At 71.7% G+C, this 21,994-nt stretch carries 24 protein-coding genes; 11 read left to right on the forward strand and 13 right to left on the reverse strand.

Annotated elements, in window-relative coordinates; all coding sequences use genetic code 11:
- Positions 1-4 precede the first annotated feature (4 nt).
- Positions 5-232 carry a DUF2530 domain-containing protein gene (locus QRX60_RS16275; protein ID WP_286003607.1) on the reverse strand — a complete coding sequence of 76 codons (228 nt, stop codon included), beginning with the start codon at positions 230-232 and terminating at the stop codon, positions 5-7.
- A gap of 82 nt (positions 233-314) precedes the next feature.
- On the opposite strand from QRX60_RS16275, the gene QRX60_RS16280 reads away from it, so the two are divergent.
- Positions 315-1,784 (forward strand): NCS2 family permease, encoded by a 1,470-nt coding sequence (locus tag QRX60_RS16280; protein WP_286003608.1) that lies wholly within the window; start codon positions 315-317, stop codon positions 1,782-1,784.
- On the opposite strand, the gene QRX60_RS16285 is transcribed toward QRX60_RS16280, so the two are convergent.
- Positions 1,785-2,324, reverse strand: a complete 540-nt coding sequence (locus QRX60_RS16285; RefSeq protein WP_286001615.1) for a hypothetical protein — start codon at positions 2,322-2,324, stop codon at positions 1,785-1,787. It lies immediately after the preceding gene.
- A 107-nt stretch (positions 2,325-2,431) separates the two neighbouring features.
- Here QRX60_RS16285 and QRX60_RS16290 point away from each other — a divergent pair, with 107 nt between their 5' ends.
- Together QRX60_RS16290 and QRX60_RS16295 are read left to right on the forward strand one after the other, a co-directional pair.
- Positions 2,432-2,863 carry a MarR family winged helix-turn-helix transcriptional regulator gene (locus QRX60_RS16290; protein WP_086675176.1) on the forward strand — a complete coding sequence of 144 codons (432 nt, stop codon included), beginning with the start codon at positions 2,432-2,434 and terminating at the stop codon, positions 2,861-2,863.
- 131 nt (positions 2,864-2,994) lie between these two features.
- On the forward strand, positions 2,995-4,251 hold the full coding sequence (locus QRX60_RS16295) for an MFS transporter (RefSeq protein WP_286001616.1): 1,257 nt from the start codon (positions 2,995-2,997) through the stop codon (positions 4,249-4,251).
- On the opposite strand, the gene QRX60_RS16300 is transcribed toward QRX60_RS16295, so the two are convergent.
- From QRX60_RS16300 to QRX60_RS16330, 7 genes are all read right to left on the reverse strand, one after another.
- Entirely contained in the window at positions 4,248-4,715 is a 468-nt protein-coding gene (locus QRX60_RS16300) for a hypothetical protein (RefSeq protein WP_286001617.1), read from the reverse strand. The two genes, QRX60_RS16295 and QRX60_RS16300, sit on opposite strands and share 4 nt — an antisense overlap.
- A complete protein-coding gene (locus QRX60_RS16305) occupies positions 4,691-5,269 on the reverse strand; it encodes a hypothetical protein (protein WP_286001618.1) in 579 nt (192 codons plus the stop codon). Before QRX60_RS16305 ends, QRX60_RS16300 begins: the two co-directional genes overlap by 25 nt.
- Before the next feature lie 233 nt (positions 5,270-5,502).
- On the reverse strand, positions 5,503-6,306 hold the full coding sequence (locus QRX60_RS16310; RefSeq protein WP_286001619.1) for an arylamine N-acetyltransferase family protein: 804 nt from the start codon (positions 6,304-6,306) through the stop codon (positions 5,503-5,505).
- Between the two features lie 103 nt (positions 6,307-6,409).
- A complete protein-coding gene (locus tag QRX60_RS16315; RefSeq protein ID WP_103336673.1) occupies positions 6,410-7,033 on the reverse strand; it encodes a superoxide dismutase in 624 nt (207 codons plus the stop codon).
- Between the two features lie 254 nt (positions 7,034-7,287).
- Entirely contained in the window at positions 7,288-7,953 is a 666-nt protein-coding gene (locus QRX60_RS16320) for a biliverdin-producing heme oxygenase (RefSeq protein WP_286001620.1), read from the reverse strand.
- Between the two features lie 73 nt (positions 7,954-8,026).
- Positions 8,027-8,623, reverse strand: a complete 597-nt coding sequence (locus tag QRX60_RS16325) for a TetR/AcrR family transcriptional regulator (protein WP_286001621.1) — start codon at positions 8,621-8,623, stop codon at positions 8,027-8,029.
- A gap of 16 nt (positions 8,624-8,639) precedes the next feature.
- Positions 8,640-10,139 carry a glutamate-cysteine ligase family protein gene (locus QRX60_RS16330; protein WP_286001622.1) on the reverse strand — a complete coding sequence of 500 codons (1,500 nt, stop codon included), beginning with the start codon at positions 10,137-10,139 and terminating at the stop codon, positions 8,640-8,642.
- Between the two features lie 209 nt (positions 10,140-10,348).
- Here QRX60_RS16330 and QRX60_RS16335 point away from each other — a divergent pair, with 209 nt between their 5' ends.
- Positions 10,349-11,155, forward strand: coding sequence for a TrmH family RNA methyltransferase (locus QRX60_RS16335; RefSeq protein ID WP_286001623.1), 807 nt, complete (start codon positions 10,349-10,351; stop codon positions 11,153-11,155).
- 39 nt (positions 11,156-11,194) lie between these two features.
- Entirely contained in the window at positions 11,195-11,806 is a 612-nt protein-coding gene (locus tag QRX60_RS16340; RefSeq protein ID WP_286001624.1) for a DUF2537 domain-containing protein, read from the forward strand.
- Here the strand turns inward: QRX60_RS16340 and QRX60_RS16345 are convergent.
- Positions 11,803-13,254 (reverse strand): hypothetical protein, encoded by a 1,452-nt coding sequence (locus QRX60_RS16345; protein WP_286001625.1) that lies wholly within the window; start codon positions 13,252-13,254, stop codon positions 11,803-11,805. The two genes, QRX60_RS16340 and QRX60_RS16345, sit on opposite strands and share 4 nt — an antisense overlap.
- A 57-nt stretch (positions 13,255-13,311) precedes the next feature.
- Between QRX60_RS16345 and QRX60_RS16350 the strand changes: the two genes are divergently transcribed.
- Positions 13,312-13,665 (forward strand): MmcQ/YjbR family DNA-binding protein, encoded by a 354-nt coding sequence (locus QRX60_RS16350; RefSeq protein WP_286001626.1) that lies wholly within the window; start codon positions 13,312-13,314, stop codon positions 13,663-13,665.
- 102 nt (positions 13,666-13,767) lie between these two features.
- On the opposite strand, the gene sepH is transcribed toward QRX60_RS16350, so the two are convergent.
- From sepH to QRX60_RS16365, 3 genes are all read right to left on the reverse strand, one after another.
- Entirely contained in the window at positions 13,768-14,616 is an 849-nt protein-coding gene (gene sepH, locus QRX60_RS16355; RefSeq protein WP_286001627.1) for a septation protein SepH, read from the reverse strand.
- 189 nt (positions 14,617-14,805) lie between these two features.
- A complete protein-coding gene (locus QRX60_RS16360) occupies positions 14,806-15,957 on the reverse strand; it encodes a sensor histidine kinase (protein ID WP_286001628.1) in 1,152 nt (383 codons plus the stop codon).
- Complete coding sequence (locus QRX60_RS16365; protein ID WP_286001629.1) at positions 15,954-16,616, reverse strand: response regulator transcription factor; 663 nt, start codon at positions 16,614-16,616, stop codon at positions 15,954-15,956. The genes QRX60_RS16360 and QRX60_RS16365 overlap by 4 nt, the downstream gene beginning before the upstream one ends.
- Before the next feature lie 113 nt (positions 16,617-16,729).
- Here QRX60_RS16365 and QRX60_RS16370 point away from each other — a divergent pair, with 113 nt between their 5' ends.
- The 5 genes from QRX60_RS16370 (at position 16,730) to QRX60_RS16390 (ending at position 21,945) form a co-directional block, all read left to right on the forward strand.
- Positions 16,730-17,269: a hypothetical protein gene (locus tag QRX60_RS16370; protein WP_286001630.1), complete on the forward strand. Its 540-nt coding sequence runs from the start codon at positions 16,730-16,732 to the stop codon at positions 17,267-17,269.
- A complete protein-coding gene (locus QRX60_RS16375; RefSeq protein ID WP_286001631.1) occupies positions 17,266-18,360 on the forward strand; it encodes a peptidoglycan-binding protein in 1,095 nt (364 codons plus the stop codon). Before QRX60_RS16370 ends, QRX60_RS16375 begins: the two co-directional genes overlap by 4 nt.
- Entirely contained in the window at positions 18,357-19,043 is a 687-nt protein-coding gene (locus tag QRX60_RS16380; protein WP_286001632.1) for an ABC transporter ATP-binding protein, read from the forward strand. The genes QRX60_RS16375 and QRX60_RS16380 overlap by 4 nt, the downstream gene beginning before the upstream one ends.
- The gene (locus QRX60_RS16385) at positions 19,040-20,245 is read left to right on the forward strand and encodes an ABC transporter permease (RefSeq protein WP_286001633.1); all 1,206 of its coding nucleotides are present in this window, start codon (positions 19,040-19,042) and stop codon (positions 20,243-20,245) included. The genes QRX60_RS16380 and QRX60_RS16385 overlap by 4 nt, the downstream gene beginning before the upstream one ends.
- Before the next feature lie 182 nt (positions 20,246-20,427).
- Positions 20,428-21,945: an amidohydrolase family protein gene (locus QRX60_RS16390; protein WP_286001634.1), complete on the forward strand. Its 1,518-nt coding sequence runs from the start codon at positions 20,428-20,430 to the stop codon at positions 21,943-21,945.
- Positions 21,946-21,994 lie beyond the last annotated feature (49 nt).

Here is a 21,994-nt window from a genome sequence, read left to right on the forward strand (position 1 = left end):
GGCCTCAGAGGCGCTGCGCCGACTTCGAGCCCCGCCGGGCGGCGGCCCGCTGCCAGGCGATGATCGCCATGCCGACGAACCCGAGCACGAACCCGGACAGCGCGGTCTGCACCCACAGCCCCGAAGTCGTGAAGAAGAGCACCACCAGCGCGACAGTCCAGATCGAAGTGCCTACGATCACCACCGGCGTCAGGTCGGTCAGCCTCTTGGGCAGCTCCGGCGTGGGCCGCAACGAGCCCGTAACCTCCGGTGGATTGATCGGTTCACTCACGTGGTGAAGGGTACTCCGCAGCAGCGACAGAATGGGCAGGCGAATGGCGGAGCAGGAGACGACCCGTACCGGGACGTCCACACTGGACCGGTTCTTCAAGATCACCGAACGGGGTTCGACCGTGCCGCGCGAGCTGCGCGGCGGGCTGGTCACCTTCGTCACGATGGCCTACATCGTGGTGCTGAACCCGCTGATCATCGGCAGCTTCTCGGCCGGCGACGCGGGCGCGCACAAGGACCTCTTCGGCGGCATCCTGCCCGTCCCGCAGGTCGCCGCGGTGACGGCGCTCGTCGCCGGCGTCATGACCATCCTCATGGGGCTGGTCGCGAACTACCCGTTCGCCATCGCGACGGGCCTGGGCATCAACAGCCTGGTCGCGGTCACCATCGCCCCGCAGATGACCTGGCCCGAGGCGATGGGCCTGGTCGTCATCGAGGGCGTCATCATCGTGGCGCTCGTGCTCACCGGGTTCCGCACCGCGGTGTTCCGGGCGGTGCCGGCCGCGCTCAAGTCCGCGATCGCCGTCGGCATCGGTGTGTTCATCTGCCTGATCGGCCTGGTCGACGCCGGGTTCGTCCGCCGGCTGCCGGACGACGCGCACACCACCGTCCCGGTCGGCCTCGGCATCAACGGCTCGATCGCCTCCTGGCCGACCGCGGTGTTCGTCGTCGGCCTGCTGGTCACCGGAATCCTGGTCGCGCGCAAGGTCAAGGGCGCGATCCTGATCGGCGTGCTGTCGTCGACCGTGCTGGCCATCGTCGTCGAGGCGATCGTCAAGGCCGGGCCGTCGCAGGGCACGAACCCGAAGGGCTGGAACCTCGGCTACCCGGCGCTGCCGGACCAGGTCGTCGGCCTGCCGAACCTTTCGCTGGTGGGCGACGTCTCGTTCGGCGCCTGGACGCGGCTGCCGATCATCACCGTCTGCCTGCTGGTGTTCACCCTGGTGCTGGCCGACTTCTTCGACGCGATGGGCACGATGACCGGCCTCGCGAAGGAGGCCGACCTGCTGCCGGCGGACGGCCAGCTCCCCAACGTCGGCAAGGCGCTGTTCGTCGAGGGCCTCGCGGGCGCGGCCGGCGGGTTCGGCTCGGCCAGCTCGAACACGGTGTTCGTCGAATCGGCGGCGGGCATCGCGGAAGGCGCGCGGACCGGCCTGGCGAACGTCGTCACCGGCGTGCTGTTCATCGCCGCGATGTTCCTGACGCCGCTCTACCAGGTGGTGCCGGTCGAGGCGGCCGCGCCGGCGCTGGTCGTGGTCGGCGCGATGCTGATGGCGCAGATCCGCGACATCGACTTCACCGACTACTCGATCGCGCTCCCGGCGTTCCTGACCATCGTCGTCATGCCGTTCACGTACTCGATCGCCAACGGCATCGGCGCCGGCTTCGTCAGCTACGTCGTGATCCGCGCGGCGACCGGCAAGGCCCGCCAGGTGCACCCGCTGATGTGGGTGATCGCGGTGGCGTTCGTCGCGTACTTCGCGGTCGGCCCGCTCCAGGCGGCGTTCCGCTGATCAGCCCCTGATCTTCAGGGCTTCGTCGAGGACGCTCCGGTCGCGCTCGAAATCCGCGGCCGGGGCCTCGAACCGGATCGTCACCAGGGCGTCGCCGGCGCCGAGACCGACCACGGTCACCCGCCGGGGTACGCCGTCGCGCTCGTAGGTGAAGTCCCATTCCGCGGCGTCGCGTTCGGCGATCTGGGCGTGCTCGACGACCGTGCCGCCCTGCCGGCCCGCCACCGCTTGGAGCCCGCTGAGGGCGTCCTCCTGCGTGATCGGTACCCGGTCGGTCTCGAGCAGGAGATCGCCGTGGCGGAAGCTCGCGTGCTCCTTGTCGCGGGTCACGGCCCAGGACGACGGCACCGGGATCTCGATCGCCGAGCCGGGGCCGTCCGCGTCCGCGAGCCGGTAGACCTCAAGCGAGCCCCGGGTGGTCGTCGGTGCGGGCGGCGGTGGTGCGGCCGCCGGAGCGTCTTCGCCGCGCCAGAACTGCGCCGCCACGATGGCCAGGACAGCCGCGCCGATCACGGCCGAGCCCACCAGCTTCTTGTTCATCAGACCCCCAGGTCTCGTCCCTCGGAGAGGACGCGCGGCCGTGTCCCAGGTTGCGGGTTGACGGAGATCACCCGTGTGGCCGAAGTTTCGTAAGGTATGCTAACTATATGTCCGGCGACACGCACGAACGCTCCTTGGCGAGCCGTCTGCGTCTCGCGGTGGTCCGGCTCAACCGCCGGCTGCGGGCACAGCGCGTCGGGGACGACCTCACGCTGACGCAGGTCGCCGCGCTGTCCACCCTGCACAAGTGCGGTGCGCTGACCCCAGGTCAGCTCGCCGCGAAGGAAGGCGTCCAGCCGCCCTCGATGACGAGGGTGATCGCCGCGCTCGAGGAGATGAAGTTCGTCGAGCGGCGCCCGCACCCGACCGATGGCCGGCAGGCCATCGTCGAGCTGTCCGAGAGCGGACTGGCCTACGTGCAGAAGGCCATCTCCGTGCGGGAGGCGTGGCTGGACCGGCAGTTGGCGGAACTCGGCGACGAAGAGCGCGAAGTGCTCTCGAAAGCCGCCGAAATCATAGACAGGATGGCGGGGAACTAACCACGGTGACGGCCACGGGTAGCGAAACGAAGCGTTCCATCGAGACCACTGCTACCCGGGACACGGCACCACCGCCGTCCGCTTCGCCACCATCCGAGCCCCTTCCGCCGGAAACCCCGCGCCGCGGCAGCATGTTCGCCTCCCTGCGGGTCCGCAACTACCGGCTGTTCTTCACCGGCCAGGTCATCTCGAACATCGGCACCTGGATGCAGCGCATCGCCCAGGACTGGCTGGTGTTCACCCTCAGCGGCAACAACCCGATCGCCCTCGGCATCGCGGTGGCGCTGCAGTTCGCGCCGACCCTGTTCCTCTCGCTGTGGGCCGGCGTCCTCGCCGACCGCGTCGACAAGCGGCGGCTGCTGACCTGGATCCAGGTTGCGGCGTGTTCGCAGGCCGTGGTGCTCGGCGTTCTCGACATCACCGGGCTCGTCGCGCTGTGGCAGGTCTACGTCCTGTGCTTCACGCTCGGCATCACCGCGTCGCTCGAAGTGCCGACGCGGCAGTCGTTCGTCGCCGAAATGGTCGGCCGGGACCAGATCGCGAACGCCGTCGCGCTGAACTCGTCGATCTTCAACATGGCGCGGATCGTCGGCCCGGCGATCGCCGGGTTCGCGATCACGTGGATCGGCACCGGCTGGCTGTTCATCGCGAACGCGGTCAGCACGGTCGCGGTGATCACCGGGCTGGTCCTGATGAACCCGGACAAGCTGTTCCGCGTCGCGGCCGTGCCGCGCGAGAAGGGGCAGCTGGCCGAAGGCCTCCGGTACGTCCGGCGGCGCTCGGACCTGATGACGGTGATGGTGCTGGTGCTGTTCGTCAGCACGTTCGGCATCACCTACTTCAGCTCGCTGCCGATCGTCGCGGCGAACGTCTTCCACACCGCGGCCGACGGCTACGGGCTCCTGTCGACGCTGGTCGCGGTGGGCACGTTCACCGGCGCGATCATGTCGGCCCGCCGCGGGACGAAGGGCCGGCCGCGGGTGCGGCTGATGCTGGTGTCGGCGTTCTTCCTCGGTGTGTTCGAGCTGATCACGGCCTTCATGCCGACGTACCTGACGTTCGGCCTCGGCCTGATCCCGCTCGGCTTCGCCACGATGACGTTCCTCAACACGGCCAACGCGCTGGTGCAGACCTCGGTCAGCCCCGAGATGCGCGGTCGCGTGATGGGGCTGTACGTGCTGGTGCTCATCGGCGGCAACCCGATCGGCGGGCCGATGGTCGGGTGGATGGCGCAGGCGTTCGGCGGGCGGTCTCCGTTCTACATCGGCGGGGCGGTTTCGGCTTTGGCAGCAGTGGTCTGTGCGGTCGTGCTGATCCGGCGGGGTGGGGTCTCCTGGCCGGTGCAGCGAGGGTTCGGGCTTCGGGTCTTGAAGCGGGCGAAGGTCTAGCGGCCGAGGAGGGGCGGCACCACCTTCTCGGCGATCCGGCGTATCCCCGGCATGGTCCGGTCCAGGTCGTACACGCTGATGACGAGCGTCTGGGCGGAACCGTCGACGAGCTGGACTTCGATGATTCCGCCCGGCTCGCTGACGTCTGCCGGGCGGCCCGCGAAGCGGTCACCGAAGTGCTGGGTCAAGCTGCTGGGGTGGTACGAAAGCTTGACCTCGGCTCCGCCGGCCTGGTGCCTGCCCGTGCCGGGCCAGTCGGGTTCGACTTCGCCGAGGGAAAGGCCCAGCGCCCGGGCCAGCTGGGTGTAGAGCTGTCTCATGATCAGCGGGTAGGCGGCGTCGGCGATGCCCGTGCCGGTGATCGGGGTCATCTCGGGTGGGTGCAGCCGCTCCGCCTCGCTCGGCAGCGATGGCCCCGGCGTGGCGATCGCCCCGATCATCACGGTGCCGAGCCTCTCCGCCATCCCCCGGAAGTCACGCTCGGTGCGGACGCCCGCCTGGCTCGCGACCCGGAGCCGGAGCTCCGGTGCCGCCACTGTTCGCCGGTGTCGGCGAGCCGGACGATCAGCGTCGCGTCGTAGCCGGAACTGCTGGTCATCGTGCCCTGGTGCCCGGCGACCGCGACTCCGGCCGGTTCGACCCCGGTTACCGGAGCCGGCTCGGCGGTGTTCGCGGTGACGTCCAGCTCGGGGGTGACGACGTGGCAGGACGCGGCCGTCACCTCGCGCAGGACCGGGCCACCCAGCACCTGGCTCCAGGTTTGCTCCGGGACGGCTTCGCAGAGCACATGGCCCCGGCTGCTGAACGGCAGTGCGGCGGCCAGCTCGCCGGTCGGCATCGGGACCGGGCGGAGCGCCTCGCCGTGCGCCGTCGGCCACACGGACGGCAGTGCCCTCGGTGCCTCTTGCGGCGAGTCGCGGGTCAGGAACCAGCCCAGCCCGCCCACCAGCATGAAGGCCGCCGTCAGCGAGACGGCGAGCAGCACTGTGTGGTCCTTCGGCATCCCCCTCGTGTTCACGGCGTAACCGTATCGGCACGCACCGACAGAAAAGTGCGGTTTCCGGGGCCAGCGTCACGCGAACGAGTGAGATCCGGGTCTCCCCGGTCGACCTCTTGCCGATCGAGATGAGGTTAGGCTAACCTCATACATGTCCGCTTCGTGGTGGGAGCGGCAGTCAGTTCGGGAACGGACGGAGCCCCGGCCCTGGGAACCCCAGGCCGGGGCTTCGTTCATGCACGGCAGGGTCTATTTCACGGCAGTGTCGGGCTGAGCGCACCGCTCGTCAAGGGACTCTCACCCGGTGGCGTGGGCAGCCGCGTCAGCGGGAGGCCGAAGTAGACCCGGTACGCCGTGCGGATCGCGGCTTCGGTCGGCAGCACGACCTCGTGCCGGACGCCGTCGACCGTCTCGATCAGCCGGTCGCCCGAGAGCGTCACGCGGCCCTGGGACGTCGGGCGCGAGCACGTCAGGGACTTCGTGAAGTGCGACTCCGGGGACGTCGCCTGCCACCACGCCATCGGGACGAAGTCCGAGAGCGGCCGCGGCCGGCGCTCCAGGCGGTACTGCGGCTTGCCGTCCTGCACCACGTCGACGTCGCCGTGCGGTGCGTCCAGTACCAGGAACTCACCGTCCGGATCGGACTGGGCGTCCACGCCGGACAGTCGCAGCGGGTACCGGGAGAACCGGCCGAAACCGACCTCGACCAGCCAAGGCTCGTCGAGCTCGACGACGATCGCCGCGTGGTCCAGCGGCGGGCCGAGGGTGCCGTCCGGGCGGAAGACCTGCGCGGCGTGCAGCGACGCGGCGTACCCGAGTTCGCGCAGCAGCGCCGCGAAGAGGCCGTTCAGCTCGTAGCAGAAACCGCCGCGCCGGCGCTCGACGATCTTGCCGAACAGTGCTTCCTCGGCCAGCTTCACCGGCTCGCCGAGGTGGATGCTCAGGTTCTCGAACGGGACCGCGGTCAGGTGACGCTCCTGCAGGTGGCGCAGGGTTTCCAGGTCGGCTGCCGCGGGCCACGCGACCCCGAGGCGAGCCAGATACGCGTCAACGTCCATGGCGACCACTCTCACACCTCGACCGCACTCGAGGTCAAGCGAATTCACCCGACGACGAAAACGGGGCCCTCCCGCAGGAGGACCCCGTTCGCGAACCGCGTGCTCAGCCGAGCAGCAGGCCGTTGCCGCCGGCGACGGCGTTGTCGAAGCGCTTGCTGATCTCGGCCCAGTTGAAGATGTTCCACAGGGCCTTGACGTAGTCGGGCTTCACGTTCTTGTAGTCCAGGTAGAACGCGTGCTCCCAGACGTCGACCAGCAGGATCGGCACGGTCGGCAGGATCAGGTTGTTGTGGTGGTCGCGCAGCTGCTGGGTGATCAGCGTCTTGCCGATCGGGTCCCAGGAGAGCGCGCCCCAGCCGTTGCCCTGGATCGTGGTCGACACGGCGGTGAACTGCGCCTTGAACTTGTCGAAGGAGCCGAACGCCTCGTCGATCGCCGCGGCCAGCTCGCCGGTCGGCTTGTCGCCGCCTTCCGGCGACAGGATCTTCCACCACACGACGTGGTTGGCGTGGCCGGCCAGGTTGAAGGCCAGCGTGGTCTCGAGACCGACGATGTTGCCGAAGTCGCCGGCGTCGCGGGCTTCCGCGATCTTGTCGAGCGTGTCGTTCGCGCCCTTGACGTAGGTCGCGTGGTGCTTGCTGTGGTGCAGCTCGTTGATCTCGCCCGAAATGTGCGGCGCGAGGGCGCTGTAGTCGTAGTCGAGATCGGGGAGCTCGTAGCGGGCCATTGGCCCTCCTTCTGTCTTCGACACAAGTTTCCGGTATCGAACCTAGTAGCACACCGCCCTCCGCGGCGAGCGGGGGCGCGTGGTCGTCCCACTGCTTGGGGGTCCGGGTGGCGGAGCCCCCGGCCCGGGGCGGAGCCCCGGTCGGCGCAGTGTGGGACGACGGCTCGACAGTGGCGTACCCGAGGGCCGGCCACCCGAAACCGAGCCTGCTACCTGGACCTAACTGGAGGTCAACGAGCTGTGATGACGATCATTCAGGCGCGGTACTCGTCCAGCTGCGAAGCCAGCTCCTCGAACACGGCGACGTTGCACTCGAACGCCACCAGTGTCTCGTCGATCACCCGTGCGCGCTCGGCTTCGTCCCACGGCGCGTTGTCCAGCTTCGCGCGGTACCGGTCGCGGAAGCGGGGCGCGCTGCCGATGCCCTCGAAGTGGTAGAAGAGCGTGCCCGCCTCGGCGACGTCGTACTTCTTCTCCAGCAGCCGCCGGATCGCCTGGCCGCCCGCGATGTCGCCCAGGTAGCGCGTGTAGTGGTGCGCCACGTACCCGCCCGCCCACGAAGACGCTTCGCCGATGCGCGCGACATACGCCCGCGTCGAAGCGAGCGGCGAGATCGTCGAGCGCCAGTCCGGGCCGGCCAGGTGGGCGAGGTCGCGCTCGAGGTGGGGCAGCCGCCGCAGCTCGTCGAAGACGAACTCGCCGCCGATCGGGTGGCCGGCCATGCGGTCGCTCGCCGCCTCGAGCGCGCCGTAGACGAAGTAGTACTGGATCGCCAGCTGGGTGTAGCCCTCCTGCGTCAGCTCGCCGCCGAGCAGGGCGCGCATGTACGTCGAGTAGTTCGCCTTCTCGTGCACCTCGAGGGTGGACGCGCGCAAGGTCGCCGAGAACGGGCGGGCGTCGAGGTCCGTGGTCACCGACATGGGCAGGCCTCCCGGCGATCGATCTGACACGCTGTCAGAAAGAGCGTAGGCCATTTCCTCGGGTAAGGCTACCCTAAATCGAGGCCCCGACCGCGCGCAGCACGAACCGCACCGCGGCCTCGACGACGTCTCCCAGCTGCTCAGGAGGCCCGTCGACCAGCGTCCGGTTGCCCAGTGCCGCGGTGATCATCGGGATCAGGACGTCCGGGTCCTCGGCCGGCCAGCGCCCCAGGTCGACGCCGCCGGCCAGGATCGCGCGCAGCCGGTCGGTGATCGGGTCGGCGTGCGCGCTGATCCGCCGGTACGCCGCGGGCGCCAGCGCCGACGCGAGCGCCGTGCCCGGCGGCATGTGGTACTCGGCCAGCACGCGCAGCTGCAGCCGGACGAACGTCGCGAGCTGGTCGACCGGGTCGGCGTGGGCCTCGACGGCTTCGGTCAGCCGCGTGACGTACCGGGCCGCTTCGTCCTCGACGAACGCGACCAGCAGGCTTTCCTTGTCGGGGAAGTGGTTGTAGAGCGCGGTCCGGCCCACCCCGGCGGCCGCGGCGACGCCGGCGAGCGTGATCGCGTCGAAGCCGCGTTCGTAGAGCTGGGCGCGCAGGACTTCGAAGACCCGTGTCCGCACCTCGCGCCGGTGCGCCTCGAGCGACTCACCGAGAATCTTCGGCATCGACCCAGGCTAGCGGTCAGTCCGACAACTGCCAGGTGTGCACCGGCTCGCCGCTCTCCGACAGCTCCAGGTAGCGCCCGAGCATCCGGGTCAGCGCCGCCTCGCGGTCGAGCCCGCGTTCCTGCGCGCGCAGGACGTAGTCGCGCTGCCAGGTCGCCCCGGTCCGCCGCGCGAGGCAGCGGCGCTCGATGATCCCGAGGTACCGTTCGCGGGCCTCGTCGGAGACGTCGGAGCGGCGCAGCCCCTCGTGGGCGAGCGGGAGCAGCACGCGCAGCGCCAGCTCGTCCGGCGGGATCCAGCCGATGCCCGGCCAGTACAGCTGCGCTTCGAAACCGCGCCGCGCGCCGGCGTAGAGGTTCTCCTCCGCCGCCTGGAAGGACATCTGGCTCCACACCGGGCGTTCCGCCTCGGCGAGCGCGCGCTGGGCGCCGTAGAAGAACGCCGCGTTCGCCACGGTGTCGACGACCGTCGGCCCGGCCGGCAGCACGCGGTTCTCCACGCGCAGGTGCGGCAGGCCGTCGACGACGTCGTACACCGGGCGGTTCCAGCGCCAGATGGTGCCGTTGTGCATGCGCAGCTCGGTGAGCTTGGGCGCCTGGCCGGCGTCGAGCGCCTCGATCGGGTCTTCGACGTCGGTTTCCGGGAGCAGGCCGGGGAAGTAACGGACGTTCTCCTCGAACAGGTCGAAGATCGACGTGATCCAGCGCTCGCCGAACCACACGCGCGGCCGCACGCCCTGGTTCTTCAGCTCCTCCGGCCGGGTGTCGGTCGCCTGCAGGAACAGCGGGATCCGCGTCTCGTGCCAGAGCGCCTTCCCCAGCAGGAACGGCGAATTCGACGCGAGCGCGATCTGCAGCCCGGCCAGGCACTGCGCCGCGTTCCAGTGCGCCGCGAACTCCTCGGGCGCGACCTGGAGGTGCAGCTGCACGCTGGTGCAGGCGGCCTCCGGCAGGATCGACTCCGCGTAGCTGCGCAGGCGCTCGGGCTGCTGGCCCGGCAACGGCGCGCCTTCCATCGCGAGCACGGTGCGTTCGCCGCGGGCGGCGAAGATCTGGTCGTTCAGCGTGGAGTACCGGCTCTTGTTGGTGAGCCACTTCTGGTCGAAGTGCTCGTGCTTCAACGTCGGCAGGATGCCGATCATGGCCAGCGACGACCCGGTGTCGCGGGCCTTCGACGCCGCGGTGGCGAGGTACGCGCGGAGGTCGTCTTCGAGCTGGAGGGCCGAATCGCCGGCCAGCGGCCGCGGCGGCACGTTCAGCTCGATGTTGTGCTGGCCCAGCTCGGTGGTGAACGACGGGTCGTCGAGCGCCTCCAGCACCGCCGTGTTCGTCATCGACGGGCGCAGCTCGCGGTCGACGAGGTTCAGCTCGACCTCGAGCCCGATGTTCTTGCGGGGGAACGAAAAACTGCCGTCGGTGAGCATGCGGGCCAGCGTGTCCAGGCAGCGCTGCACCTTGCGGCGGTACCGTCCTCGGTCCAGCGTGTTGAACGGCTGAGCCGCGAGGTCCATCCCCATGACCATCCCTGCTTTGCGTCGGTGTGGACTAGGACGTGTTCAGGCCCCGGCGGACAACCGTTACACAGCCGATGCACCCGGGCTAGCGGCCAAACTGGTGCTCTCAGTCACGGGGGGTTAACCGACAGCAAAATACCCCCGTTCGGACCATTCACGGCTCGACGTTCGGACCAGTGAAGCACCCGGCAAGCGGATGACAAACTGGACGGATGGGCCTGATCCACATCGCCGATCGCGACGACCCCCGGGTCGACGATTTCCGGGACCTGTCCACTGCGGACCGCCGCCCGGACCGCCCGGGCGGCAAGGGACTCGTCATCGCCGAAGGCACGGTCGTGGTGTCCCGGCTGCTGGCGTCCCGGTACCCGGTACGGGCCCTGCTGGGCGTCGAACGGCGGTTCGCCGAGCTGGCGGACGACCTCGCCGGGCTCGACGTGCCCCAGTACGCCGCTTCCGCGGAAACGATGGCCGACGTCGTCGGCTTCCACCTCAACCGGGGGATCCTCGCGGTCGCGGACCGGCCGGCACCCCTGACAGTTCCCGAGGTCGTGTCCGGCGCCGGCACGATCGCCGTGCTCGAAGGCGTGGGGGACCACGAAAACCTGGGCGCGCTCTTCCGCAACGCGGCCGCGCTCGGCGTCGACGGCGTGCTGCTCGGGCCCGGCTGTTCCGACCCGCTGTACCGGCGCAGCGTGCGCGTGTCGATGGGCCACGTCCTGCGCGTGCCGTTCGCGCACCTCGCGGACTGGCCGGGCGGGCTCGACGACCTGCGGGCGCGCGGGTTCGCCGTCGCCGCGTTCACGCCTCGGCCGGGCTCGGTCCCGCTGCGCGAACTGCGGGCGCACGCGCCCGGACGGGTGGCGCTGCTGTTCGGCGCGGAAGGTCCCGGACTGACCGAAACGGCGCTCGCGGCGGCTGATCACGCGGTCCGGATACCCATGCCGGAGGGAGTCGACTCCCTCAACATCGCGACGGCCGCCGCCGTGGCCTTCTACGAACTGGCGCGGGCCCACTAAGGTTTCGGTTTCGAGGCGAAACCGGCGCGAAAGGACACCATGGAGCTGCGGATCCGCGGTGAGCGCGCGGTACTGGCCGGACCCGGCGGGGAGCACGCGCGCGAGGTCGACCCGCACAAGCTCGCGATCGGCGCGGACCTCGCGCAGGCCCTGCACGAGTGGGCGCGCGTCGCGTCCGCGGTCTCCGCCGACTCCGGCGCCGAAGCGGGCGCGGTCGTCTCGCAGCGCGGCCGTCAGCTGGCCGGCCGGCTCGCCTCGGTGATGGGTACGACCGTCCGGTTCGTGGACCCGGTGACCGGCGCCGACACGGTCGTCGAGCCGGCCCCGCGGACGGACACGCCCGGCCACCGGTTCGTCCGGTCGGTGCTCGGCCCGTCGGGCCCGCCCGGGGAGCCGACGCCGTGGCTGACCGGGCTGACCGTCTCGGCGTTCATCGCGGCCGTGGTCGTGGTGGCCATGCTGGCGCTGGCCTCGACGCTGGCCCGCGAGACCAGCGGCTGGCTGGCGCTGGTGGCGTCGGTCGTCGTGACGGCCGGGATCACGCCTTCGCTGTGGCTGATCCGCCGCACCCCGATCCTGCGCTGGGCCGCGTACGGCGCGGCGGGCGGCGTCGTGATCGCGTGGGTCGGCGTGCTGGTGATCGCCTTCTAGCGGTACCGGACGTAGGTGACGAGCGTGCCCTGGGCGCGCGTCCGGGTCTGCGAGCGGAAGACGTAGCCGTGGTAGCCGGCGATCTGGCGGAGCAGCTCGGGGGAGACGTCGAACTGGCCGGTGAAGAAGCTGACGCTGGTCTTCCCGGTGAACTCCTTCGCCAGCCAGCCGACGCGGGTGGAGCGCGGGAAGACCCGCAGCACCCACAGCAGCGGGGGCACGCCGAGCGCCGTGAGGAAGACGCCGATCCCGAGGAGGCGGGTGTCGCCGGTGATGGCACCGGTGACGGCGCTGCCGCCGAAGCACAGCAGGACCCACGCCACGGGGGCGAGGAAGCCGGCGAACGACATCCGGAACTTCCGAGGGGTGCTTGCCCTCGGAGCCGACGGGCGGCGCAGCAGCAGGATCCGGTCGGTGACGTCGGCGAACTCGGCGACCGGGGACAGGCCCTCGCCGGCGGCGAGCTCGGCGATCCGGGCCGGCGGCAGCTTCGCGTGCCGGACGCTCACCCACAGCTCGTCACGGCCGTCGAGGTGGTTGCGCAGCCACTGCTCCCGGTCCGGCGAACCGGCCGGGAGCTCGAAGACGGGCCGGGCTTCCGGCGGCGTGCCGAACACCAGGCCGGGACGGCACTTCGCGAAGAGGAACGACTCGCTATTGCGGCCGGTGACGAACGGGCCGCCGTAGAAGTAGCCGTGGAGCGAGGCGACCTCGCCGAGCAGTTCGGTGGACAGCGACACCGGGAACGGGACCGCGACCTGCGGGCTGCCGTCGAACGGCGCGTCCAGCCACGGCAGGCGCGGCGACCGGCCGGCGACGAACCGCATCACCACTCCCGCGCCGAGCAGGACCGCGGCGCCGCCGACGACGAGCAGCATCGGGCCCAGCGCCCGGTGGGCCAGCTGCGCCCAGACGATCGCGGTCCCCACGCAGGCGGCGAACAGCACGGCGAGGCCGGACCAGACCTGCGCGCGGGTGATCCGCCGCCGGGTGCGCGGCCGCAGTTCCTCGTCCGGCAGCCCGGCTCGGCGCAGCAGCAGGAGCCGGTCGGTCGGGTCGGCCACTTCGGCGACCACGGCCATCCCGGCGGCCGCCGCGACGGCGTGGACGTCCGCGCGGCCCAGGCGCAGGCGGCGCAGGCTCGCCCAGAACCGGTCCTCCCGGCCGAGCAGCCCGGCGAGCCGCCGCCGGTCGGCGTCCGTGCCCGGGCCGCGGTCGAAGTGCGGCGGGAACGAGCCGGGCGCGAACTCGAACCGCAGGAAACCGGCCTGGCCCGGCGGGGTCTCGCGGTACCGGCGGCCGGCCGCGGCCTGCCGGACCGCCGCGGGGTCGAGCCCCCACTGCGCCGGCGCAACCTCGACGACCGGGGCGCCGGAGAAGACGCGGAACCTCAGCTCGCCCAGGCGCAGCAGCCGCGCCTGCTCGGCGGGCGGTGCCGCCGTCGTCATCGAATGTCACGCTGCATGACCGATCCCTCCCTCAGCGTGACATCGTAGCCTGACGGGATGCGGCAGCTCGACGCGTTGCGGAAGTTGTGCCTGGCCCTGCCCGAAGCGACCGAGCGGCTCAGCCACGGGTCGCCCGCGTGGTTCGTGCGCGGCAAGAAGACGTTCGTCATGTTCGCCGACGACCACCACGGCGACGGCAGGCTCGCGTTCTGGTGCCCGGCGCCGCCCGGGGCGCAGGAGGAGTTGGTGCGCACCGAGCCCGAGCGCTTCTTCCGCCCGGCGTACGTCGGGCACCGCGGCTGGCTGGGCGTGCGGCTGGACGTCGACGTCGACTGGGGCGAGATCGACCGGATCGTGCGGGACGCCTACCGCCTGGTGGCCCCGAAGACGCTCGCGGCGCTGGTGGACTAGCGCCCCAATGTGGCGTTCGGTGCGTCAGGCGCACCCAATGTGGCGTTCGGTGCGTGAGACGCAACCAACGCCACATTGGGGCGTTGGGGACTGGCCGGATGACTAGCCGCGCTGTGAGCGGACCCCGAGGAGCACGTCCTCCCAGGACGGCACGATCGGGTGGTTCTTCTTGGCTTTCGGCCGCGGCTGGTCGGCGGCCGTGTCGTCCTCGGGATCCGCCGGGACGCGGGGGATCTCGCGGGTGTCGTCGTCCGGGTCCGGCTCGGCGGCCGGCAGCTCGGCGTGGTCCTGCGGCGGCACCGAGTCCAGCGTCGGCTGGAACTCCGCGTCGCGGGCCGGGTCGAGGGCGCGGACCGTGCGGGGTGCGCGGTAGGCGTTCGGGTCGAGCAGGACCTCGGCGTTCTCGTCGAGCGCCACCACCGTGCCGCCGTGCGCCCCGGGCGAGAACGCCCAGTGCGCGCGGTTGTCCGACCGGCCGGCCTTCCACTGCAGCACGACGACCCAGCGGCCGTCGTCGCCCTTCCAGGAGTCCCAGGTGGCCTGCGAGTAGTCGTGCCCGCGGACGCCGAAGCCGTACGCGACGACCTCGCCGAGCGTCTGCACGTCGGGGCCGTCCTCGCGGACCGGGTGGGCGCTCTGCGCGAGCTCGGCGGTCCGGGACCGCTCGAGGAGGACGGGGTAGGCGTAGCGCTCGACGCGCTGCTCCGAGATCCCGGCGCCGCTCGCGACTTGCTGGACTGATTCGCCGGCGCGGATTCGCGCCTGGATCTCGCGTGGCCGCATCTGGCTCTCCAACTCGATTTCGATCTGGCCGAGGCGGGTGATGTCTCCCCGCGCCGCCGCGCGCAGTCTCTCATCGGCCGGGAGGAGGAAACGCGTACGGCTCGCCGGGTCTTCGCACACGATGGACTTACCGTCCTCGTGCAACCCGACCACTCGCAGCGCGCGCATTGTTCGCCTTCCCCGATGCTTCACCGTTGTGGGTGCCCACGTTAGAACGGCGCGTCGGCTTGACGTGCGAGGCGCGCCGAGTCCGTGCAGAACTGCCCACTGTTCATTTCGAGACGTTCGCATCATGGATCACCCAGGTCGGCGGCTGCTGTGTGACACGCCGGACACGGTCAGTCACGATCGAGTGGATCATGAAGGCGGCAGGCGGACCGTCACGGTGAGGCCGCCGCGCCGGCCGGGCTGGGCGTCGGCGTAGCCGCCGTGGGCCTGGGTCACCGACCGCACGATCGACAACCCCAGCCCCGCGTTGCGCGTGTCCCCGGTCCGCTCCGCCCCGCCGACCCTCCGGAACGGCTCGAACAGCGTCGGCACGGCTTCGGGCGGCACCACCGGCCCCGAGTTCCGCACCTCCAGCGCCGGATCCCCGCGGACTTCGACGTACACCCAGCCGCCCGAAGCGTTGTACGTGATCGCGTTGACCACCAGGTTCGTCACCAGCCGCTCGAGCAGCACCGGGTCGCCCGCGACCGTGCGCGGACGCAGGCGCGTCTCGACCGTCACCCCGGCCGAGGCGGCCTGCGCGGAAGTCGCCCGGACCACCGACGCCACCACCTCGTCCAGCCGGACCGGGGCGCGCGCGGTCAGCCCGCGGTCGCTGCGGGCCAGGATCAGCAGGCCCTCGATCATCCGTTCGCTGCGCTCGTTCGTGTGCAGCAGGTGCGTGCCGAGCTTCCGCAGCTCCGGCGCCACTTCGGGGTCGGCCATCGCCACTTCGATCAGCGTCCGCTGCACCGCCAGCGGCGTCCGCAGCTCGTGGGACGCGTTCGCGACGAACCGCTTCTGGCTGTCGAACGACTCCGCGAGCCGGTCGAGCATGCCGTCGAACGTGTCCGCGAGCTCCTTCAGCTCGTCGGGCGGGCCTTCGAGGTTGATCCGCCGGTCGAGCTTGCCCGCCTCCAGCCGCCGCGCCGCCGACGTGATGTCGTGCAGCGGCCGCAGCGCGCGGCCCGCCATCAGCCAGCCGAACAGCACGGCCAGTGCCGCCGTCGCGACCAGCGCGATCGCCGAGCCGACCACCAAGGTGGACAGCGTCGAGGAGCGGTAGTCCTCCAGCGAGCCGCTGAGCAGCCGCACCGCGACGCCCGCGGACGGAATGGGCGTGCCGGCCGCGATGCCGTAGGTGGCGTCGACCGAGCCGATCGTCGTCGAGGCGACCCGGGCCGGGTCGGGCAGCTCGCTCTGCACCAGCAGGTAGTTGATGACGACCAGGACCAGCCCGGCGAGCAGGAACAGCCCGCCGTACCAGGCCGTCAGCTTCGTCCGGACGGAAAGGGCGTTCACGGCGTGCCGAACCGGTAGCCGGCGCCGGGCACGGTCTCGATCACCGGCGGGTCGCCGAGCTTGCGGCGCAGCGTCATCACCGCGACGCGCACCGCGTTCGTGAACGGGTCCGCGTGCTCGTCCCACGCCTTTTCCAGCAGGTCCTCGGCGCTGACCACCGCGCCCTCCGCCCGCATGAGCACCTCGAGCACGGCGAACTCCTTCGGCGAGAGCAGCAGGAACCGGCCGTCACGCGCGGCCTGGTGCCGCGGCAGGTCGAGCACGACGCCGTCGCGATCGAGCACCGGCGGCAACGCGGGCCGGGCGCGGCGCGAAAGTGCCTGCACCCGGGCGACCAGCTCGGCGAAGGCGAACGGCTTCGTCAGGTAGTCGTCGGCGCCGATGCCCAGGCCCGCGACGCGGTCGGTGACGTCGGCGGCCGCCGTCAGCATCAGGACACGCGCCTCGCCGCCCGCGCGGACCACCGCGGCGCACACGGCGTCGCCGTGCACCTTCGGCAGGTCGCGGTCGAGGACCACGACGTCGTAGCCGTGCACGCCGACCCGCTCCAGGGCCTGCTCGCCGTCGTAGCAGACGTCGACGGCCATCGAAAACCGCCGCAACCCCTCGGCCACGGAATCGGCCAGCAGCCGTTCGTCCTCCACCACCAGCACCCGCACCCGCACAGTCTGCGCAGGGAGGCCATAAGGACCGCATAAGCGACGTCGCTTAGCGCGCCCGAATCCCCCGATCCGTAGACCTGGCACCCATCCGGACACGAAAGGAGCGAGCCATGCGGACACGGATCGTCGTCGCGGCGCTCGGGGCGGCCCTGCTGCTCGGGGGCTGCGGCGCCAAGGGGGACGACGGCGACAAGGTCGCCTCGATCTCGACGCCGCCGAAGTCGGGCGGGCCCACCGCGGCCGACAGCAGCGGCAAGAGCGACGAAGACAAGATGCGCGAGTTCGCCAAGTGCATGCGCGAGCACGGCGTCGACATGCCCGACCCCAAGCCGGCCGGCGACGGCAAGGGCATGGCGATCACCCTGGGCGGCGACGAAAAGGACCACTCGAAGCTCGACGCCGCGCAGAACGCGTGCAAGCACCTCATGCCCAACGGTGGCGAGATGAAGCCGCCGAGCGCCGAGGAGCTCGACAAGATGCGCAAGGACGCCAAGTGCATGCGCGAGCACGGCATCGACATGCCGGACCCCGACCCCAGCGGCAAGGGCGCGATGCGGATCGGCGGAGCGGGCGACGACCCGAAGAAGTTCGAAGAGGCCGCGAAGGCGTGCGGACTCGGCATGAGCGTGCACGCCGAGGCCGCCAAATGAGCGAAGTGACCCACCTCAAGCCCCGCCGCCGTGGCCGGACGCGCTGGTTCGTCGCCGGCGCCGTCCTCGTCGTGGTGCTGGGCACCAGCTCGGTCGTGATCCTGACCCGGGTGTCGAGCGCGACGCCGGTCAAGGAGGCGACACCGCCGTCGGTCGAGACCGCCGAGGTCGTCAAGACCGACCTCAGCGAGGAGGAGGAAGCCGACGGCACCCTCGGCTACGGCGACGAGGAGACCGTCCAGGGCCGCAGGCCCGGCACGATCACGTCGCTGCCGGCGGCCGGCGCCACGATCACCCGCTGCAAGCCGGTGTACGGAGTGGACGCGAAGCCGGTGCCGCTGTTCTACGGCACGCTGCCGTTCTACCGCGACCTCGCCACCGGCGCGGACGACGGCGCCGACGTCAAGCAGCTGGAGGAGAACCTCAAGGCGTGCGGGTTCGGCGGTTTCGGCACGCCGGACAAGAAGTTCACCTCCGCGACGGCGGCCGCGCTGAAGAAGTGGCAGAAGTCGCTGGGACTGGAGCAGACCGGCGCGTTCGGCCAGGGCGACGTCGTGCTCGCGGCGGGCGAAGTCCGGGTGTCGGCGGTGTCGGCCAAGCCCGGTTCGCCGGCGCAGGGCGAGGTGCTCAAGACGACCGGCACCGTCCGCTCGGTGCAGGTGAAGCTCGACGCGGCGAAGCAGGATCTCGCGCAGCAGGGCGCGAAGGCGTCCGTGACGATCAACGGGAAGACGACGCAGGGCACGATCACCGACGTCGGGCGGACCGCCGTCGAGGGCAAGGACGCGGCGGGCCAGGACGACGGCAAGCCCAAGATCACCGTGAGCGTCCGGCTCGACGACCCCGCGGCCGGGGGCACGCTCGACTCGGCCCCGGCGACCGTCCGGTTCACCAAGGACGTCCACCAGGGCGTGCTCGCGGTCCCGGTCGGCGCACTGCTCGCGCTCGCCGAAGGCGGCTACGCGGTCGAGGTCGACGAGAACGGGCAACGACGGCTCATCGCCGTCCAAACGGGACTGTTCAGCGGCGGCAAGGTCGAGGTCACCGGGAACGGCCTGACCGCGGGCATGCGGGTGGTGACGACGTCGTGACGCCCGTGCTGCGCGTGCACGAGGTCACGCGCACCTACCCCGGCGGGGTCGCTGCGCTCGACGGCGTCTCGCTGACCCTCGAAGACGGCGAGATGGTGGCGATCGTCGGGCCGTCGGGGTCCGGCAAGTCGACCCTGCTGCACCTGATGGGCACGCTCGACCGGCCGTCGTCGGGCCGCGTCGAGCTGCACGGCCACGACGTCGCCGCGCTGCCCGACCGCAAGGTGTCCGCGCTGCGCTCGCGCTGGATCGGGTTCGTGTTCCAGCAGTTCTTCCTCGACGAAGGGATGAGTGCGGTGGACAACGTGTGCACCGGCCTGCTCTACGCCGGGGTGCCGCGGCGACGGCGTCGCGAGCGGGCCCTGGCCGCGCTCGACCGCGTCAAGCTGGGGCACCGGGCGTGGCACCGGCCCGGCGAGCTGTCCGGTGGGGAACGCCAGCGCGTCGCGATCGCGCGGGCGGTCGTCAACGAGCCGTCGATCCTGCTGGCCGACGAGCCGACCGGCAACCTCGACACCGGCACCGGCGCGTCCGTGCTTTCGCTGCTCGGCGAGCTGTCCGCGGACGGCACCACGATCGTCGTGATCACCCACGACCGGGAGATCGCCGCGGGCATGCCGCGCCGGATCGAGCTGCTCGACGGCCGGCTGCGGCTCGACACCGGCCTGGTGGGTGCGCGATGACCCTGGTGACGCTGCCGGAACCGGCCCGGCTCAAGCCGCCGGACGTCGTCGCGCTCGGCGCGCACGGCATGCGGACGCGGCCGGTGCGCGCGGTGCTTTCCGCGCTGGGCATCGCGATCGGCGTCGCGGCGATGGTCGCGGTGCTGGCGATCCCGGCGTCCGGCGGGCAGGCCCTGCACGACCGGCTGGCCGCGCTCGGCACCAACCTGCTCACCGCCGGGCCGGGGCAGACGCTGTTCGGGGACAACGCCGTGCTGCCCGACGACGCGGTCCCGATGGCCAAGCGGATCGGGCCGGTGGAGGCGGCCAGCGGCACCGGGAACACGTCGGCGAGCGTGCGGCGCAGCGACAAGATCGCGCCGGACGAGACGTCGGGGCTCGCCGTGTTCGCCGCCAAGCCGGACCTGCTGGGCGTGCTCGGCGGGAAGGTCCGCACGGGCGCGTTTCTTGCGGCGGGGAACCAGGACTACCCGGTGACGGTGCTCGGTGCGCAGGCCGCGGCCCGGCTCGGGATCGACCACGTCGACCCGGCCCGGCCGCCGCAGGTGCTGATCGGGACGCAGTGGTTCACCGTGGTCGGGATCCTCGCGCCGATGCCGCTCGCCCCGGAGATCGAGCGGTCGGCGCTGGTCGGCTGGGACATCGCGAAGCGGCTGCTCGGGTTCGACGGCCATCCGTCCACTGTGTACGTCCGCGCGAAGGAGTCCCAAGTGGACAGTGTGCGGTCGGTGCTGGGCGCGACGCTGAACCCGCAGGCGCCGAACGAGGTCGAGGTGCGCCGTCCGTCGGACGCGCTGGCCGCGCAGAAGCTGACGGACACGACCTACAGCGCGCTGTTCCTCGGCCTCGGCGGCGTCGCGCTGCTCGTCGGCGGGGTCGGGGTGGCCAACACGATGGTCATCTCGGTGCTGGAGCGGCGGCGCGAGATCGGCCTGCGCCGCGCGCTCGGGGCGACGAAGCGCCAGATCCGCGGGCAGTTCCTGGCCGAGTCGGTGCTGTTGTCGGGCCTCGGCGGGCTCGCCGGCGTGCTGGCCGGGGTGCTGGTGACGGCGGGCTACGCGCTGAGCCAGGGGTGGCCGGCGGTGCTGCCGTGGGCGACGCTGGCGGGCGGGGTCGGCGTCGCGGCCCTGGTGGGGGCGATCGCGGGGGCGTACCCGGCGGTGCGGGCGGCCCGCCTCGCGCCGACGCAGGCGCTGGCCTGACGCGGGTCAAGTCCGTGAATGGCACATCGAGGGACTCAGAGTCCCTCGATGTGCCATTCACGGCTTCAAGGCACCGGGTGCTACCTCCGGCGTGCGCAAAGGGAAGAGCGCACGGTGGAAGATCCACGGCCGTCGCCCGGCGAGTTGAATCGGGAGGCGAACCCGAGCGAAGGGAGCCGGCCGTGGAGCGGGTCGAGGCGAACCGGCGTGACTTCCTCCGATGGCTGGCGGTCGCCGGTGCGGGGCTCGCCGCCGCGGGGATCGCGCCCGCGGTGTTCGCCCAAGAGGCCGCCGCGGCCGGCGCGGACGTCGTCGTGGTGCTCGGGGCCACCGTCGTCGACGGCACCGACGGCCCGCCCGTCCCGGACGCGGCGGCCGTGCTGGTCGGCGACCGGATCGCCTGGACCGGCCCGGCCGCGGACCTGCCGCCCCTGGCCGGCGTCCGCGTCGTCGACGGCCGGGGCCGTCACCTCGTGCCCGGTCTCTGGGACCTGCACACGCACGGCCTCGACCTGGAGGCGATCTTCCCACCGTTGTACCTGGCCAACGGCGTCACCGGGATCCGCGAGATGTGGGGCTACGCCGAGAACCGCGCGGCGCGCGACAAGATCCTCCGCGGCGAGCTGGCCGGACCCCGGGTCGTCATGGGCAGCTCGATCATCGACGGCCCGGTGTCCCTGCTTTCCGCGCCCGTGACGAAGGTGGCGACGGCCGGCGAGGCCCGCGCGGCCGTCCGGACCGCCGAGGCCGAAGGTGCCGACTTCGTCAAGGTGTACTCGTACCTGGGCGCGGAGGCCTACGCCGCGATCGTCGACGAGTGCCGGCGCGCCGGGCTGCCGTTCGCCGGGCACTGGCCGTACCGGGTTTCGCAGCCGGCCGCGAGCGACGCGGGGCAGCGCAGCTTCGAGCACCTCTTCGGCGTCCCCACCCACGCCTCGGCGCGCCGGGACGAGATCCTCGCGACGCTCGCCGCGACGCCGTTCGACCCGGCGAACCCGCGGGCGTTCTTCGTCATGGCCCGCGAGCTGGACCGGCAGGCGACGGAGGCCTACAGCCCGTGGCGGGCCCGGGAGTTCTTCGGCAGGCTCGCCGGCAACGGCACTCGGCTGAGCCCGACGATGGCCGTGAACCGGGTGCTCTGCCTGCCCGCGGACACGTTCGCGCACGACCCGCGGCTGAAGTACCTGCCCCGGGACCTGCGGGACAACTGGGCCGAGCAGGTGCGGATCCGCACACCGGTCACCCCGGTGGAGATCGCGCAGCAGGACGCCTACTTCCACGCGCAGGTGGAGCTGGTCGGCGCGGCGCACCGGGCGGGCGTCGGCCTCCTCGCCGGCACGGACTGCCTGAACCCGTACGTCTTCCCGGGCTTCAGCCTGCACGACGAACTGGACCTCCTGGTCGAAGCGGGCTTGCCGCCGCAGCGGGCGCTGCAGGTGGTGACCCGCGACGCGGCGGCGTTCCTCGGCCGCTCCGCGACGGCGGGCACGATCACGCCGGGCAAGGTGGCGGACCTGGTGCTCCTCGACGCGAACCCCCTGGCGGACATCCGCGCGGTCCGGCGGATCGACACGGTGGTCGCGGCGGGCCGGGTGTTCGACCGCGCGGCGCTCGACCGGATGCTCGCCGACGTCGAGGCGGCGGCCGGCGCCCCGGTGAACGCCAGGTCAGTGCGGTTGCCGGTGCACAGCTGTTGCTGAGCGCCCGGTAATCTCGGCCGGTCGGACACCGGGCTGAGTGGGGGTAAGG

It is taken from the genome of Amycolatopsis mongoliensis (assembly GCF_030285665.1).
Lineage (GTDB): Bacteria > Actinomycetota > Actinomycetes > Mycobacteriales > Pseudonocardiaceae > Amycolatopsis > Amycolatopsis mongoliensis.